The following is a 17,119-nucleotide window of genomic DNA, read 5'->3' as shown; positions in this document are numbered from 1 at the left end:
CATGACCGGCAGGCGACGCACCCGCACCACCTTCCGTACCACCGTCCGCACCCCTTTCAGACTGAGCACGCTGGCCGTGTGCGCCGCGCTCGCCGTCGGCTGCGGGGTGGTCCCCGGCACCTCGGAGGGTTCGGGGGGCGGCGACATCACCGTCATGACCTGGGCGCCGGAGGACACCAACGCGACCAACAAGCCCGGCATGCCGGCCATGGCGCAGGCGTACGCCCGCTGGGTCAACTCCAACGGCGGCCTGAACGGGCGCAAGCTCAAGGTCCTGACCTGCAACGACCACAACGACCGGGTGGCCGCCGCGAAGTGCGCCCGGCGGGCCGCCGACGAGGACGTCGTCGCGGTCGTCGGCTCCTACAGCCAGTTCGGCGACGCCTTCCTGGGCCCGCTGGCCTCCGCCGGAATCCCGTACATCGGCGGCTACGGCGTCACCAACGACGAGTTCACCAACCCGATGTCCTACCCGGTCAACGGCGGCTCGCCCGCCCTCCTCGCCGGCCTCGGCAAGGAACTCGCCGCCGTCTGCGGTCCCGTCGCGCTGATCCGCCCCGACACCATCGCCGGCGACCAGCTGCCGCAGCTCCTCGACTCCGGTCTGAAGGCCGGCGGGCACGCCCGGTCGCTGGACCAGCTGGCCGCCGAGGACGCCACCGAGTACGGGTCTCAGACGAAGCTCGCCCTCGAACGTACGACGGACACGGGCACGGCCTCAGCGGGCGAGGGCGAGGACGAGAAGGAGGGGTGTGTGGTGCCGGCGCTCGGGGACCGGACCAACACCTTCATGGACTCCTTCCGGCGCGACCGCGAGGACTACCCGGACGTGCGCACCGCCACCGTGCTCGGCAGCGTCGACCAGACCGTGATCAACGCGAACGGCGGCAAGTCCGGCCCGTACGAGGACTCGTACATCACCGGCTGGTACCCGGTCGCCAGTGACGCCCGCTGGGACGACATGAAGAAGGTCATCAGCGAAGAGGCGTTCGACGACAACCGCATCGACCCGCAGGACGCGGGTGTGCAGACCACCTGGATCGCGTACACCGTCCTGAAGGCGGTCGTCGAGTCACTGGACGGCGAGGTCTCCTCGACCACCGTCCGGCGGGCCCTCGACGACGGCCTCCAGGTCAGCACCGGCGGCCTCACCCCGACCCTGCGCTGGCGCTTCGAGGACCTGCTGTCGGTGGTCGGCTTCCCGCGCCTGGTCAACGCGCAGGTGACCCTCCAGGTCGTCCGCGACGGCCGGCTCGTCGCCGCCCGCAAGGGCTTCATCAACACGACGAAGCTCCTGGAGAGCGCGGCGGACGACTGACCAGCCGGCCCCGGCAGGGCGGCTAGAGCTGGGTGGACTGGCGTTCCGTCAGGCCGTACGACTTCGCGATCGCGTTCCACAGCTCGGCCGCCCTGGCCTTCTGCGTGGTGGCGATCCCGCTCTGCTTGTTGCCGTTCTGGGTCTGGCTCGTCGTACGGGCCTGGCCCTTCTTGCAGCCGTTCTTGCGGGCCACCTGGTCGGCCCAGGCCGCGTAGTGGTTGTCGGCCGACTGCGATGCCTGCCACGCCTTGGTGAGGGCGGCGGTCAGCTCCGCGTTGTTCGGGAGCTTGTCCACGGGGAGGGACGACAGCCGGGTGACCAGCTCGCCGCGCTGCTGGGCGGCGTCGCGCAGGTCCGTGGCCGCCTGGCCGAGGTTGTCGCAGGACTTGACGTCCGCCACGGCCTTGATCACCGCGTCGCGGCTGTTGTTGCTGGTGGCGAGCAGCTTGTCCAGCTCGACGGCCTGCGCCTGGGCCGGGTCGGCGGCCGGTGACCCGGACTCCTCCGGTGCGGCCGAGGTCGCCGCGACGGTCTTGTTGCCCGCGTCGTCGTCGCTGTCCCCGCCCCCGCTGCTCAGCAGGGCACCGGCCCCGACGCCGAGCACGGCGATCCCGATCCCCAGGGCCGCGATGACAGGCACCCGCGAACGCCTGCCCTCACCCCGCCCACCATGCCCGTCGTCCAGGTCGTGGGGCGCGTGCGGCGCGGCGTTCGGGAAGCCGTACGAGGGCTGCTGGGCGTAGGCCGGGGGGCCGGGCTGCTGGGGCTGGACGCGGGGCAGCTGCTGGGTGGCGCCGGCCGGTGCGTCGGCGGCCTGGCCGCCCGGGCCGCCACGGAAGAGGTTGTCGAATGCGGAGGGCGGCTGACGGTCGTCAGGGGCGCCGTACGGCCCTCCGGGCACCGGCGGGATGTACTGCGTGGCCTGGGCGTCCGGATGGGCGGGGGCCGCCTGCGGCACCCGGCCCAGGAACGTGGTCGCCTCGGCGTTCGTCTCGGGCGGCAGCGCGCCGGGTCCCACGGGCGGCAGGAACTGCGTCGCCGCCTCGTTGACGTGCGCGGGAGCGGGTGAGGGAGCGGGGGTGTGCGCCGCGATCGGCGGGAGGTACTGAGTGGCTTGGTCTACGACCGGGCCGGGGGTGCCGGGAACGGGCGGTATGTACTGCGTCGCGCCCTCGTCGGCGGGTGGCAGCGGGGCACCGGGCGCGGCGGCGTACGGGACGGCCGCACCGCCCTCGGGGGGCAATGGGGCGGACGGGGCGCCGCCGTACGGCCCGTACGCACCGGCGTGCTGGTTCTGGTTCTGGCCGTACGGCTGCTGCTGGTGCTGCTGCTCCTGGTGCTGCGGCATGGGGGTGCCCCCGGTCGCGGGCGGCAGCGGCGCGGACCCGGCGCCCTGCGGGGCGTGCGGTACGGGGAGGGGGGCGCCCGGGGTCGGCTGGGCGCCGTATCCGGGCTGCTGGGGCCAATCCCCGGTCGCCCTCGGGTCGTTGTTCCACGCCGGTGCCGACGGGGCCTGCTGCTCGGGCTGTTGCTGCGGCTGCTGCGGTTGCGACTGAGGCTGGGGCTGGCTCTGAGGCTGGAACTGCCCCTGGGTGCCCCACTGTTGGTGCTGCTGGGCGTCGGGCGCCGCCGGCCAGCCCCCGGCCGCCGGAGACTGACCCTGGCCCTGCGCGGGCTGCCCTTGGTACCCACCCTGAGGGTGACCCTGGCTCTGCCCCTCGTACGGGCCCTGGTTCTGGCCCTGGGATTGACCGTCGTACGGACCCTGAGGCCGGCCCTGGGACTGCCCCTGAGGCTGACCCTCGTACGGGCCCTGGGACTGCCCCTGGGGCTGGTTCATGTCCGGGCCCCACGGCTGGCCCCAGGCCTGGCCGCCGGTCGGGGTCGGCGGTGGCGGGGGCGGCGCCTGGGCGGGGACCGGACGGCCGGCGCTTCCCCCTGTCATGCCCGGCAGCAGCGGTTCGCCGCCGTCGGAGGGCAGCACGATGCCTTCGCGCGCCACGCGCGGCGAGGGCTCCTCGCCCTGTCCACTCTGCGTCACCGGGACTCCTACTGATGGGGGACCTTCGGAATCGTCGGTTAACGCTACCGGGTCCCCGGAATCCCCTTTCACGCAGCACTGGACCAGACCACTGCCCCACCAGCACCTCAGCTGTTCGCTGTGTCTCCCATCACGCTCCCGTCACGCCGCCGCCCGCAGATCCATCCGTGCCCCGAACTCCCGGACCACCGGTTCGTCGCGGTACGGCTCCAGGCGCAGCTGTAGGTCCTCCAGGTACTCGGCGCCCCGGTTGGAGCGCAGGGTGCCCAGGAGTTCCACCGCGCGCAGGCCCGTGTGGCAGGCCTCCTCGACCTCGCGCTGCTGGACCTGTGCCGAGGCCAGCAGCACCAGGCCGATGGCCCGGCGCCGCGCCCGCGTCTCGGGGTGCCCGTCCAGCGACTCCTGCGCGCACCGCGCAGCCGCCTCGGCCTGGCCGAGGTCCCGGTGGCAGTGCGCCAACTCGTCGGCCAGGTAGGCCTGGTCGAAGTGCGCGATCCACGCCGGGTCGTCCCCGGACTCCGGATCGGCCGCCTCCAGGGCGTTCACCGCGCGCCCGGACGCCAGCTGGGCCGCCCGTGCGTCGCCCATCAACGCGTGCCCGCGGGCCTCCGCCGCGTAGAACATGGCCTCCGCGCGCGGGGTGACCCTCCCACGCGCCCCCTCCTGCGCCGCCCGCGCCAACTGCGCGATCTCCCGCGGGTTTCCGAGCTGCGCGGCGAGATGGCTCATGGACGCGGCGAGTACGTACCCGCCGTACCCTCTGTCCCCGGCCGCCTGGGCGAGGCGGAGCGCCTGGATGTAGTAGCGCTGGGCGAGACCGGGCTGACCGGTGTCGACGGCCATGTACCCGGCGAGTTCGGTCAGCCGTGCGACGGCGGCGAAGAGATCACGCCCCACCGCCTCCCGGTACGAGCCCGCCAGCAGCCCGGAGACGACGCTGTTGAGGTAGTGCACGACGACCGGACGCACATGCCCGCTGCCGTACTGGTGGTCGAGGTCCGTGAGCGCCTGGGTCATCGCGCGCACCGCCGCCACGTCCGACGGCCCCACGCGCGGCCCCGCCTGGCGCGCCACCTGGGAGTCCGGGGACGAGATCAGCCAGTCGCGGCTGGGCTCCACGAGCGCGGACGCGGCGACGGACGAACCGGAGAGGAAGTCCCGCCGGCCCACGTCACTGCGCCACAGCTCACACACCTGCTCGATGGCGCCGAGGACGGTCGGGGAGAACTGGAGCCCGACGCCCGAGGCGAGGTTCTTGCCGTTGGCCATGCCGATCTCGTCGATCGTGACCGTACGGCCCAGTTTGCGGCCGAGGGCCTCGGCGATGATCGCGGGCGCCCGGCCCCGGGGCTGCTGCCCGCGCAGCCAACGGGCCACGGACGTCTTGTCGTACCGCAGATCGTGGCCGTGCTCGGCACCGCACATGTTGACCCGGCGGGCCAGCCCGGCGTTCGAGCAGCCCGCTTCCTGGATGAGCGCCTGCAACCGTTCGTTCGGCTGCCGCGCGACGAGAGGCCTTGCGGCCATGGCGTACCCCCTGTGGCTGCGGTGCCCTGCCCACGCACCGAGTTGACGTGTCTTCCGTGCCCGGAACTCCTGCCGTGCGCGTCCTGGAAGCGGACGAGCACGGCGAAAAGATCCGGCCTTGAAGATCAGTGCCCCGCACGCATGCCGAAAATGCGAGGCTTGTGAGGATTGCCGGGGTAAAGGCGGATGCCCAGCCCCTCACCTGCCTACCCAGCCCCGCCGCGGATCCTCCCGCGCGCCCCCGCACATGCATCCATGCGCCCCAGATGCGGAATCGATGCTCCTCCCCCGCGCATGTGACATGCGTAACTCATGATTCCCACTAGAGTTGAGTTCATCGTGGAAGAGACCATCGCGGGCCCTGATGCTGCCCAAATCCCCAAGCAACGCGGCGAATCCCTCTTGGAAACCGCCGTCCGGTACGCCGAAGAGCGCCACTGGGACGTGTTTCCCGGTACGTGGCTGGAAGCAGTCGACGGGGTGCAGTGCTGCTCCTGCGGCGACGCCGCGTGCGCGCTGCCCGGCGCACACCCGACACGGCCCGACTGGATCACACAGGCCACGGGCAGTGCGACCGTCGCGCGCCGGCTGTGGACCGAGCAGCCGACGGCGTCGATCCTGCTGCCTACCGGCCACACGTTCGACGCGATCGATGTGCCCGAGACCGCGGGGTTCCTCGCGCTCGCGCGCATGGAGCGGATGGAACTGACGCTGGGGCCGGTGACGTTGACGCCGGATCGGCGGATGCGGTTCTTCGTTCTTCCGGGGGCGTCTGTGAAGGTGCCTGATCTGGTGCGCAAGTTGGGGTGGGCGCCGGCTTCTCTCGACCTGGTCGCGCTGGGGGAGGGGGCGTATGTGGCCGCTCCGCCTACTCGGTACGGGTCTCGGGGGGCTGTGCAGTGGGCCTGCCGGCCTACGCCTGCGAATCGGTGGCTGCCGGATGCGGAGGAGTTGATCTCGCCGCTTGCTTACGCTTGCGGGCGGGATCGGTAAGTCGCCTTCTGGGGTGCCTGGATCTGTTGTGTGGCGGCTGCGGGCCGGTGGGGGCTGGTCGCGCCCCGCGGCGGAGCCGCAGATCAGACACAGCCCCGCGCCCCTGAAGGCACCTCCCGCGGCCCCCGATCACAGCCACCCGCGTCTCCGGAAGCCAAAAAACAGGGAGACTCGCCTAGGGTCTCTCGCATGGTCGATGGTGCTGCCGTGCGCGTGCAGGGGCTCTGGAAGCGGTTCGGGCAGCAGGTTGCTGTTGCTGGGATCGATCTGGAGTTGCCTGCGGGGAAGTTCGTGGGGCTTGTCGGGCCCAATGGGGCCGGGAAGACCACGACTCTCTCCATGGTGACCGGGCTGCTGCGGCCCGATCAGGGCACCGTGGAGGTCGTGGGGCACGACGTGTGGCGGGACCCCGTCGAGGTGAAGGCGCGGATCGGGGTGCTGCCCGAGGGGCTTCGGCTCTTCGAGCGGCTGTCGGGGCGTGAACTCCTCGCCTACTCGGGGCGGTTGCGCGGGCTGCCCGGTGCCGAGGTCGACAAGCGGGCCGCCCAACTGCTCGACGTCCTCGACCTGGCCGGCGCGCAGCACAAGCTCGTCGTCGACTACTCGACCGGTATGCGCAAGAAGATCGGCCTCGCCGCCGCTCTCCTCCACAATCCCGAAGTCCTGTTCCTCGACGAGCCGTTCGAGGGCGTGGACCCGGTGTCGGCGCAGATCATCAGGGGTGTGCTGGAGCGGTACACCGCCTCCGGCGCCACCGTCGTCTTCTCCTCCCATGTGATGGAGCTGGTCGAGTCGCTGTGCGACTGGGTCGCGGTGATGGCGGCGGGGCGCATCCGGGCGCACGGGCCGCTGGCCGACGTACGGGGTGACTCGCCCTCCCTCCAGCACGCGTTCCTCGAACTCGTCGGCGCGGGCGGGCGCGACCACGGGTCCCACCTCGACTGGCTGGGCGGCGGCGCCCGATGAGTACGGCGGGGTCCATCACCCCTGTCGTCGTACGGCTCAAGCTGTCGCTGTTGCGCAACGGGCTGCGGCAGTCCGCCGGGCGGCGGGCCGCCTACATCTCGTCCGTCGTCGTCGTGCTGCTGCTCGCCGCGCTCCAGTTCCTCGGTCTTGTCGCCCTGCGCGGCAACGCGCACGCCGCGTCCGTGACCGTCCTCCTGCTCGCGGTGATGGCGCTGGGCTGGGCCGTCATGCCGCTGTTCTTCCCCAGCGGCGACGAGACCCTCGACCCGACCCGGCTGGTGATGCTCCCGCTGCGTCCCCGGCCGCTGGTCCGGGCGCTGCTCGCGGCCTCGCTCGTCGGGATAGGGCCGCTGTTCACGCTGTCGCTGCTCGTCGGCTCTGTGATCGCCGTGGCGCGCGGCGGAGTGGCGTACGTCGTGTCGCTCGTCGCCGTGCCGCTCGCGCTGCTCGTCTGCGTGGCGCTCGCACGGGCCGTCGCCGCCGCCAACATCCGGCTGCTCAGCAGTCGCAAGGGCCGCGATCTCGCCGTACTGAGCGGGCTGGTCATCGCGATCGGGGCGCAGGTCGTCAACTTCGGTGCGCAGCAGCTCAATTCGGCCGGGTTCGGGCAACTCGACCCGGCCGCCGAGGTGTTGGCGTGGGTGCCGCCCGCTTCGGCGATCGGCGCCGTGGACTCGGCGAGTGACGGGTCGTACGGGGTCGCCGTCGTACAACTGGCGCTCAGTGGCGGTGCGTTGGTGCTGCTGCTGGGGGCCTGGTCGCGGACCCTCACCCGGCTGATGACCTCCCCCGACGGGTCCACCCTCCAGGCCGCCGAGCCGTCCGGTGCGCGGGAGCGGGGCTCCGGCGGGCTGGGGCGGCTGCTGCCGGGCGGGCGTACCGGGACCGTCATGGAGCGGAGTCTGCGGTACGCGTGGCGCGACCCCAAGACCAAGGCGGCGTGGGTGACCTCGCTGGCGATCGGGCTGATCGTGCCGGTGTTCAACGCCTTGCAGGGCACCGGGTCGATCTACTTCGCGTGCTTCGCTGCCGGGATGCTCGGCATCCAGATGTACAACCAGTTCGGCCAGGACACCTCCGCCTTCTGGATGATCGCGATGACCATCTCGTCGACTCGGGACGCGTACGTCGAACTGCGCGGCCGGGCACTGGCGTTGCTGCTGATCAGCCTGCCGTACGCCACTCTCGTGGTCGTCCTCACCACCGCGCTGCTCGACGACTGGGCGACGCTGCCGGAGGCGCTCGGGCTGTCCCTCGCCCTGCTCGGGGCGATGCTGGCGGCCGGGGCCTGGTCGTCGGCCCGGTTCCCGTACTCCATCCCGCAGGAGGGCTACAAGAACGTCGCCCCCGGGCAGTCCGGGCTCGCCACGGTCTCCATCTTCGGCGGCATGGTCGGCGCCGCCCTGCTGTGCGCCCCCGTCATCGCCCTCACCATCTGGCTGAACGTCGACTCGGGCGGCGACCGCTGGACCTGGCTGCTCCTCCCGGTCGGCGTCGGGTACGGCGCCCTGCTCACCCTCCTCGGCCTGCGGCTCGCCGCCCCACGCACGGCGGGACGCCTCCCGGAGATCCTGGCGGCGGTCAGCAGAGGCTGAACTTGCCTACGGCATAGGGGGTTTGGGACGCCGTTCGCGGGGAGGGAAGGGGGTGACGGAAAAGCGCCCCATAGGGGCGCGAGGAACTGCGCGACCAGCCACGACTGGCGCCACAGACGAACAACGACCGACACAGCCCCGCCCAACCAGCGGAGCGCACATGCAGGGGGGAGCCTGCGCATGGCCAAATGGTTCGGCAGATCCAAGTCCAGGGGCAACGACAAGGCCGGGGACGCGGCGGAGTCCGAGCACCTCGAACCCCTAGGTGTCTCCGACGACCTGCGGCTGGCGTACGGCCGTACCGGCGACCCGAAGCTACTGCGCGGCTCGATGCAGGCCGCCGAACTGGCCGTGGAGGTCTACCCGGTCACCGACTTCCGGCACGCCGCCGCCCTCTCCTCGCTGTGCATGCTGCACCGGCTGAGCTGGGAACGCGACCGTGACGCCCCCGATCTGATCAAGGCCATCGACTACGGCCGCCAGGCCGTCGACAAGTCCCCGCCCGGCGACCCTGAACTCTCCCGGCACATGTCCTCCCTGGCCACCGCGCTCCAGGAGGCCTACGACAGGACGAAGGACGAGGAGTCCATCGACGAGGCGATCGCCCTGTACCGCGGCTGCCTGGACATCATGCCGGTGCGCGCCGCCGCGCAGAACGAGGAGCGGGTCGCGCAGGAGTCCAACCTCGCCAACGCCCTCCTCCGCAAAGGGCGCGTCCTCAACGACGGTGCCATCCTGAACGAGGCCGCCGCACACGCCCGCGCCGCACTGCGCGACACCCCGGACGACCACCCGATGCATCCGTTCCGCCTCGTCAATCTCGGCGGCGCGCTCCTCGGGCTCGTCCAGACCGGTCACCCGGAACACATGGCCGCGGCGGAGGACATGTACGCGCGCGGACTGCGGGAGCTTCCGGAGCGCCACCCCGCACGCCCGGGCGTGGAACAGACGCTCGCCGTCATCAAGGGCCTGCGCAGACAGTTCGAGGTCTGACCGCGATGCCGGACGGGGCCGTCGCCGAACTGAGGCTCTTCGTCGAGGACTTCGCCGGGCCGGACCACTGGCGGTGGGTGCTGGTGGCGCCGGGCGGCGAGGTCCTCGCCCGGCACGAGGTCCGCCTGGACCCGACCGGCCCCCTGTACGAGGCCTTCCTCGACCTGCCCGGACATCTGCGCAGGCACGCGCCCCCGGACGTACGGGCCGCGCGGGAACGGGAGATCGTCCGCGAGGTGGGTGCGTGGATCGGCGCGGAGGTCCTCGGGCCGGTCGCGCCCGCGCTGCTCGCGGCGGCCCCGGCGGTGGTACGGGTCGTCGTGCCGACCGCCGTACCGGGCGCGCGGCGCCTGATGTCCGTACCCCTGGAGCTGGCGCACGCGGACGGGCGGCCACTGGCCGTCCAGGACGTGACCCTCGTGACGCAGTGGGGTGCGGGGCGCGCGGCCGGGGAGCGCGGTGGCGGTCCGGTGCGGGTGCTGGCGCTGTTCAGTCTGCCCGAGGGCAGCCGGGCGCTGAACCTGCGGCGCGAACGGCTGGCGTTGACCCGGCTGTTCACGGCGGCGGCGGACGCCGGGCGCGCGGTGGAGGTGCACACGCTTCAGTACGGGGTGACGCGCGAGCGGCTGCGTGCCGTACTGGCGCGGCCGGCCGGCTGGGACCTCGTGCACGTCTCCGGCCACGGCAGCCCCGGCGAACTCCTCCTGGAGACCGACGCCGGGCACCCCGACCGGGTCCGCGCGCCCGAACTCGTCGACCTCCTCGCCGCCGCCCATGACGTCTCCCTCGTCACCCTGTCGGCGTGCTGGTCGGCGGCGGCCCCGGAGCCGGTCGAGGCTTCCGGCGGCTCCGGGGAACCCGTGGTCGGGACCGTCGCCGGGGACCTCGTCGAGCGGCTCGGGTGCGCGGTGCTGGCCATGCGGTACCCGGTGGAGGACGGGTTCGCGACCGCCCTCGCCGAACGGCTCTACCGTCAACTGGTCGTCGAGGGGCGGGAGTTGCCCCGGGCGCTGGCGGGGGTGCTGGGTGAGCTGTCGGGGGAGGCGGACGGGGTGCCCGGCTCCGCCCTGCGGGCGGCGACTCCGGCGCTGTTCGGGGCGCGGGCGGTGGGACTGAGGCTGGGGGCGCCTACGGGGTCGGCGGGGCCGGCGGCGACAAGGCCGGCTCCGGGCGCGTCGACGGGGCTGACTCCGGGTGCGCCGGTGGGGCTGACTCCGGGTGCGTCAGCCGGTGGCGCGGATGGCTCCGGCCAGGATGGCTCCGGACCAGGCGCCTTCGGTCAGGATCCGCCGGGCCAGGACTCCCCCCGCCGGGATGTCTCCGTAGCCCAACTCCCGCCCGAACCCGAGCACTTCGTCGGCCGTGTCGCCCTCCTCGCCCGCGCCGGTGCCGTACTGGCCCCCCGCAGCGGGCTCGGCGGAGTGCTGCTGCACGGTATGCCCGGGGCCGGAAAAACCGCGTGCGCAAGGGAGTTGGTCGCGACACACGCGCATGCCTTCGAGCGGACCGTCTGGTTCACGGCACCCCAGGAGCAGGACTACCACCACCAGTACGAGGAGGCGGTGCTCGCCTCCTTCGCGCTGGCCCTGGAACAGGCGGTGCCCGGACTGCGCTGTCTGCACCTGCTGGACGGAGCCGACGGTCGCGCGGCGGAGTTCGTGGCCGCCGTCTCCTCGTGGCTGGAGCGGGAGCGCGTACTGCTGGTCATCGACGGCATCGACGCCCTGCTGACCCCCGACAGGGCCTGGCGGGACCGGCGTTGGGGAGATCTCGTCGGTGCACTGTCAGACCGGTCCGGGGCCGGGCGGCTGATTCTGTGCGGGCGGGTGCGGCCGACCGGGCTGGGGGCGAGCCTACGCACCGAACCGGTCGACCTGCTGACCCCCGACGAGGCCCTGCTGCTCGCCCGCGAACTCCCCCATCTGGCCCGGCTGATCGACGGACGGCTCCCCGGTACGACGCCCGCCGCAGCCCGCCGACTCGCCACCGGTCTCCTCGAACTCGCCCAGGGCCACCCGAGGTTGCTGGAGCTGGCCGACGCCCAGGCCGCCGATCCGAAGCGTCTGGAGCGGCTGCTGGCCGCCGGAAACCGGGCGGCGGAGGCATCCGGCGACGACGAGCATCTGCGCGTACTGCGGGCCTGGTCATACGGTGTCGCCACCGAACTCACCCCCGCGGACCGCGACTTGTTCCACGTCCTGTGCTGCCTCGACGAGAACGACCGCAACCGGGTGGCCGTCGACCACAACTGGCCCGACCTGCGCGCCCAACTGGGCCATCCGGACACGCCGGTTGACGCCGCCCTGCGGACCCTGGTGGCCCACGGGCTGCTCACCCAGCGCCCGGGACAGTCGTACGACATCCAGGCCGCCGTAGCCGCCGAGGGGCGGGCGCGGGCCGGTGCGCGGGTCCGGGAGCTGGTCGACACTCGGCTGTCGGGGTACTGGCTGCGGGTGTTCGAGATGGCGTGGACCCGCGAGGGCACCAACGCCGAGCATGCCCAGCTGGCCGGGCCGCTGCTGACGCTCTCCGCGCTGTCCGCCGCGCCCTATCTGCTCCGGCTGCGGCAGGAGTCGTCCGCCGCGGTACTGCTGGAGGCCGTGCTGCGCCGGGACACCTCGGCCCCGACCCGGGCCCGTGTGCTGCCCCTGCTGCGCAGGATCGCGACCGTCGCCGCGTCCGCGCCGGGCACCGGGGTCGTACCGCCGACGGACGCGCTCGCGCGGATACTCGGCGAGATCGACCCGGCCGCCGCGGAACGCCACGAACGGGCCGCCCTGGCCTCGGCGTCGGCCCGCGGCGACCACTCCGCCGCCGCCTCCGCGAGCAGCGGCCTGGTCGCCCTCTGCGTACGCGCCGGACGCCTGACCGAGGCACTCGCCCTCGCCGAACAGGGCGCAGAACACGCGCGGTTGGCCGGCCTGGGTACCTGGACGACGCTCCTGTACGAGGTCCAGCGCCTGCACGTCCTGTCGGAGACCGACCGGGCAGGCGAGGCCCTGGCCGAGGCCGACGCACTGCACCGGCGGATGCGTGACGTGCCCCGGAAACGCGGGCCCGGCGAGGGAGTCGACTGGTGGGAGGTCTGGGAGGAGCTGTGCGACACCGGGCAGCGCGCCGCGATCGAGGCCGGGGAGTGGCGGCGGGCACTGGAGTACGCCGACGACCTGAGCGCCTCCAAACGGGCGCGCGGCGCACCGGTCACCGACCTCGCGGGGGCCCGGCTTCCCGCGTACATGCCGTTGCTGCGCCTGGGCCGTACGGAGGACGCGCTGCGGCTGCTGGAGGAGTGCCGGCAGGTCTTTGAGGACGCCGGGGACCTTCCCTCCCTGGGTGAGGTGTTCGGGGCGCTCGCCAATGTGGCGGACGTGCGCGGACACGGCGAGGTGGCGATCGCGCGGGAGCGGGACAGTCTGCGGTACGCCTACCGGGCGGGCGTTCCGCCGGTCGTCGCCGTCGGGCACGGCAACCTGGGCACCTATCTGCACAGCCACGCACGGGACGCGGCGGGCGCGGTCGCCCACCATCTCGCGGCGGCGCTGCTCGCCACGCTCAGCGGGGGCGGCCGGACGATGAACGCGGCGCAGTCCCTCGCGGCCGACCTCCAGGAGTTCGGGGCGGATGCCGTCGCTGAACTGCCCGCCGGGGTCGAGGAGTTGTGTGCTCGGGTGGCCGAGGTGCCCGGGGTGGCCCTGGACCGGCTGCTGGCCGGTCTGGACCCCGGGCTCGTCCGGGCCCGGGAGGCGCTCGACGCGCTGGTGCGGGAGGCGAAGGAGGGGGTGACGGGGGCCGACCGGCTCGACGCCGTGCGGGCGGCGGCCTGGGGCATGCTCTGGGAGCCGGTGCTCGCGGCGCTGGTGGCCGCCGAGCGGCGCAACACGGCGGCGAAGGTGAAGCTGCGCCAGCACCTCGCCGAACTCGCCGCGATGAACGCGATGTTCGTGCCGCTGACGGACGTACTGGGCCGGATCCAGGGCGGTGAGCGCGGGCCCGGTGTGCTCTTCGGCCTGGGGCCCCTCGACGCCCCGGTGGCGCGGCGCGCCCTCGACGCGCTGGCCGGCCGGGTGACCGTACCCGTCGAGCTGTGGACCGCGATGTACCTCGGCATCGCCCTCGGCAGCTTCGTCTCCACAGCCCTCGGCGTGGCAGGCACCGACGAGGTGACCCGCGAGAACCTGGCCGGGTTCGCCGCGGACCCGCTGCTGGCGCCGATGTCCACGGTCCTCGAACGGATCCTCGCCGGCGAACGCGACCCCCGGCTGGCCACCGGGCTACAGCAGCCGACCCAGCGGGCGGCGGTCGCGGCGGTGCTGCACTACCTCAACGAAGCGGAGGAGACGTCCCGTTGACCGGCCGTCGGGCGGCTGTGGCCTGGGATACTGCGCGTATGGCGGACGCCCCGAAGATCAACGACGTACGGCTCGGCGACAACGGCGTGCTGGAGTTCTACGACGGCACGGCGTGGGTCGTGTACCCGGACGTGCCGGACGACGACGGGCCGCCCCAGGCCCTGACCAAGGACTCCCCCGTCGACGAGGACCGGCCCAGATGACCACCGAACCGCCCCCGTCCGACCCCGGTGTGGTCACCCCCTTCGACGCCCTCCCCTCCCCCCTCGACGCCGTGCCCGAACTACGGGCCGCCGCACGGTGGATGATCGCCTCGTTCGGTGTCGTCGGAGCCGCGCTCGTCGGCGGTGGGCCGCTGGTGGCCGTCGGGAAGGTGCACGGGCTGGGCGAGGCGCTGGTCGCGGGCGGCGCGCTGCTCGTCGCGCTCACCGGGGTGTGCCTCGCCGTCTGGCAGGTCAGCCGGGTGCTCGTACCGCCGATCACCACCGCCGCCACGCTCAACACCCCCGCGGCACGCGGCCTGCGCGAGCTGATCGACGCCTCCCCGGCCGACTTCTTCGGCTCCGCCGCCACCGGCATCGACGACCTCCTGCGCCACCGCGCGGTCGCCGTGAACATCCACCGCGCCCTCACGACGGAGTCCGACCCCACCCGCCGGGCCCACCTCCACCGCCACCTGGACCGAGCCAAGACCAACATCACCCGCACAGACCCCTTCGTACGCTGGCTCCTGGCCATGGCCCACGTCTGGCAAATCCGCGTGGCCTTCCAGGAGGCCCGCCGCTGGTGCGTGCTGGCGGTGACCCTGGTGGCAACCGGGGCCGTGGCCTTCCTGACGGTGACGGGCGGAGGCGGCTGAGCCCGCCCCGACGGGCGGGGGGGGTAGCTGAGCCTGTTTGTGGGTGGCGCGGAGCGCCCCCACAAGGGGCGCGGGGAACTGCGCGACCAGCCCCCACCGGCCCGCGGCCAAAGAACCGCCTGCCGAGCGAAGCGCTAGCGCGTCAGCACGCCGTCCAAGAACGGCTCGATCGCCGCGCGCCACGCATCCGGCTGGTCGTAGTGCACGATATGCCCCGCATCAGCCACCTCCGCATACTCCCCCCGAGGCAGCACCCGCACCATCTCCTGCGCCTCCGCCCGCCCCAACTCCCCATCCAGCCCCCGCACCACAAGCGCCGGGCACTGAACCTGCGTCAACTCCTCCCAGTGCGCGTCGAACACCCACGTCTCCCGGGACTTGAGCATCTGCTCCGGCTCGAAAACGGGACGCCAGCCGTCGGCGGACTCCTGCATCACCTCGGCGTAGAACTCCCCACGCGACGGAGTCGGCCGCTCCACCCAGGGATCGTCCTCGCCGAACCACTTGCGTACGTCGGCGAGCGTGGCGAAGGGCACCGGCCAGGCCTTGAACCAGTCCTCCCACTCCCGCTGGGAGGCCCCGCCGAGCGCCGAGGCCCGCATGTCGCAGATGACCAGGGCCCGCACCAGGTCGGGACGTTTCGCCGCGAGCTGCCAGGCCGTCAGGGCGCCCATGGCGTGCCCGATGAGGACGACCGGGCCGAGGCCGAGCTGCTCGATCGCAGCCTCCGCGTCCTCGACGTACGCCTCCCGGGTGTAGATGTCACCGGGCGGACGGTCACTCTGGCCATGGCCGCGCTGGTCCAGCGCGACGGCCCGGTGCCGCTCGCCCAGCCAGCGGGCGGCGGACGCCCAGTGCGAGGCACGGCCCATGAGCCCGTGCAGTAACAGCACTCCGGGTGCCCGGTCGGGCTCTCCGGTCTTGGGAGGGTCGGCGAACTCCCATGCGACAAGGCGCACACCGCCCGCTCCGGTCACGTCGATACGCCGCGCCACAGTTCCTGGCACCCCCCTAGCTATCGAAGTTTCCTCTGCCTGGTTCCTCTACCGCCACAGATTATCGAATGGCTATTCGAAAATGCGGTCTCCGGCCGCAACACCCCTCGTTCGAGTGACCACGCTCCAGGAATGATCCGCGTGGCCGGGGGGAGATCTTCTGCGGGAGGCGGACCGCTCGGGGAAAGCGGTCCGTAGGGGATGACCCTGGGAGCTCGGGGCTCCGGGTCAGCACAGGGGAGGACAGGCCCCGGCGCCACTTGGCGCCGGGGCCCTCTTCACGTCCGCGGCACATCCTCACGCTCCCCCTCCCCCGCCGGGCGGCACCGCTGCCGCGCCCGGCGAAGAGCCCTCAAGTCATATGCCTCTCGCGACAGCGTGGCACGCGAAGCGTCCGAGCGCTGCGATTCCGCACACTGAATCTTGGATTGGCGCCCCGGAGCGGCACGGACCCCGGGACGCGGCAAGTTCCCCCTCGGTCACAGCAGTTGCGATCACAGGAGTCGATCGCGGGAGTCGATCACAGGAGTTGCTCGCAGGAGTTGCTCGCAGGAGCGACGGCGCCCCGGATCAGCGCTTCGCCACGAACACGTGCGAGGCCACCTCCGCCTCCAGCTCGGCCGCCTCGCCGCCGCTGCCGACCAGCACCCCGCCGGCCGCCTCGGTCACGCTCACCACCGAACCGGGCTGCACACCCGCCCGGCGCAGCGTGTACATCAGCTGCGCGTCCGTCTGGATGGGCTCGCCGATCCGGCGTACGACGACCGTCTTGCCGTCGACACCCGGGTCGAGGTCGGCCAGCGAGACCATGCCCTCGTCCAGGAAGGGGTCCGCGCCGTCCTTCTCGCCCAGCTCCTCCAGTCCCGGGATCGGGTTGCCGTACGGCGACTCCGTGGGGTGGCGCAGCAGTTCGAGGACGCGGCGCTCGACGGCCTCGCTCATCACGTGCTCCCAGCGACACGCCTCCGCGTGGACCTGCTCCCACTCCAGGCCGATCACATCGACGAGCAGGCACTCCGCGAGGCGGTGCTTGCGCATGACGCGGGTGGCGAGGCGGCGGCCCTCGTCGGTCAGCTCCAGATGCCGGTCGCTGGCGACCGCGACCAGACCGTCGCGCTCCATCCGGGCCACGGTCTGGCTGACCGTCGGGCCGCTCTGGTCCAGCCGCTCGGCGATCCGGGCGCGCATGGGGACCACACCTTCCTCCTCCAGCTCGAGGATGGTGCGGAGATACATCTCCGTCGTATCGATCAGTCCGGACATACGTGCCCCTTGATGAGATGTGCCGGAGGCTCGACGGCTCCGGCGCGTGCGCTGGCCCTGGCTTCAATTCTGACGCATACCACTGACAACCGTGCCGTCGCGGTGAAACCACACGGTTACGGATACCCGTGGCCGGGTAGACAGTGCGTTTCACCGAGGGTACGGGGGCGGCGGCGACAACGGCGGACGGCCGTGTTGACAGGGCACTGGTCCAGACCTC

Annotated in this window: 12 protein-coding genes; 8 read left to right on the top strand and 4 right to left on the bottom strand. The window is 72.7% G+C overall.

Annotated features, from left to right (window positions below; translation table 11 throughout):
* Position 1 precedes the first annotated feature (1 nt).
* Positions 2 to 1,318, top strand: coding sequence for an ABC transporter substrate-binding protein (locus OG787_RS27375; RefSeq protein ID WP_405536720.1), 1,317 nt, complete (start codon positions 2 to 4; stop codon positions 1,316 to 1,318).
* Between the two features lie 22 nt (positions 1,319 to 1,340).
* Here the strand turns inward: OG787_RS27375 and OG787_RS27370 are convergent, their stop codons facing one another.
* Together OG787_RS27370 and OG787_RS27365 are read right to left on the bottom strand one after the other, a co-directional pair.
* A complete protein-coding gene (locus OG787_RS27370; RefSeq protein WP_405536719.1) occupies positions 1,341 to 3,359 on the bottom strand; it encodes a hypothetical protein in 2,019 nt (672 codons plus the stop codon).
* A gap of 141 nt (positions 3,360 to 3,500) precedes the next feature.
* Positions 3,501 to 4,886 (bottom strand): transcriptional regulator, encoded by a 1,386-nt coding sequence (locus OG787_RS27365; RefSeq protein ID WP_369033030.1) that lies wholly within the window; start codon positions 4,884 to 4,886, stop codon positions 3,501 to 3,503.
* A 339-nt stretch (positions 4,887 to 5,225) separates the two neighbouring features.
* Here OG787_RS27365 and OG787_RS27360 point away from each other — a divergent pair, with 339 nt between their 5' ends.
* From OG787_RS27360 to OG787_RS27330, 7 genes are all read left to right on the top strand, one after another.
* Positions 5,226 to 5,879 carry a bifunctional DNA primase/polymerase gene (locus tag OG787_RS27360; RefSeq protein WP_369033031.1) on the top strand — a complete coding sequence of 218 codons (654 nt, stop codon included), beginning with the start codon at positions 5,226 to 5,228 and terminating at the stop codon, positions 5,877 to 5,879.
* 189 nt (positions 5,880 to 6,068) lie between these two features.
* Positions 6,069 to 6,845: an ABC transporter ATP-binding protein gene (locus OG787_RS27355; protein ID WP_369033032.1), complete on the top strand. Its 777-nt coding sequence runs from the start codon at positions 6,069 to 6,071 to the stop codon at positions 6,843 to 6,845.
* The gene (locus tag OG787_RS27350; protein WP_405536718.1) at positions 6,842 to 8,440 is read left to right on the top strand and encodes a transporter; all 1,599 of its coding nucleotides are present in this window, start codon (positions 6,842 to 6,844) and stop codon (positions 8,438 to 8,440) included. Before OG787_RS27355 ends, OG787_RS27350 begins: the two co-directional genes overlap by 4 nt.
* Before the next feature lie 180 nt (positions 8,441 to 8,620).
* A complete protein-coding gene (locus tag OG787_RS27345; protein WP_405536717.1) occupies positions 8,621 to 9,433 on the top strand; it encodes a hypothetical protein in 813 nt (270 codons plus the stop codon).
* A gap of 5 nt (positions 9,434 to 9,438) precedes the next feature.
* The gene (locus OG787_RS27340) at positions 9,439 to 13,782 is read left to right on the top strand and encodes an AAA family ATPase (protein ID WP_405536716.1); all 4,344 of its coding nucleotides are present in this window, start codon (positions 9,439 to 9,441) and stop codon (positions 13,780 to 13,782) included.
* 38 nt (positions 13,783 to 13,820) lie between these two features.
* Positions 13,821 to 13,985, top strand: coding sequence for a hypothetical protein (locus OG787_RS27335; RefSeq protein ID WP_369033036.1), 165 nt, complete (start codon positions 13,821 to 13,823; stop codon positions 13,983 to 13,985).
* Entirely contained in the window at positions 13,982 to 14,641 is a 660-nt protein-coding gene (locus OG787_RS27330) for a hypothetical protein (RefSeq protein ID WP_369033037.1), read from the top strand. Before OG787_RS27335 ends, OG787_RS27330 begins: the two co-directional genes overlap by 4 nt.
* A 134-nt stretch (positions 14,642 to 14,775) precedes the next feature.
* Here the strand turns inward: OG787_RS27330 and OG787_RS27325 are convergent, their stop codons facing one another.
* Positions 14,776 to 15,636: an alpha/beta fold hydrolase gene (locus OG787_RS27325; protein ID WP_369033079.1), complete on the bottom strand. Its 861-nt coding sequence runs from the start codon at positions 15,634 to 15,636 to the stop codon at positions 14,776 to 14,778.
* Positions 15,637 to 16,206: 570 nt separating this feature from the next.
* A complete protein-coding gene (locus tag OG787_RS27320; RefSeq protein WP_235477446.1) occupies positions 16,207 to 16,899 on the bottom strand; it encodes a metal-dependent transcriptional regulator in 693 nt (230 codons plus the stop codon).
* Between the last annotated feature and the right edge of the window lie 220 nt (positions 16,900 to 17,119).

Origin of the sequence: Streptomyces sp. NBC_00075 (assembly GCF_045041225.1) — a bacterium.
GTDB lineage: Bacteria > Actinomycetota > Actinomycetes > Streptomycetales > Streptomycetaceae > Streptomyces > Streptomyces adonidis.
Note: the sequence above shows the minus strand (reverse complement) of the source record. Positions and strands in the feature narration are given on the sequence as shown.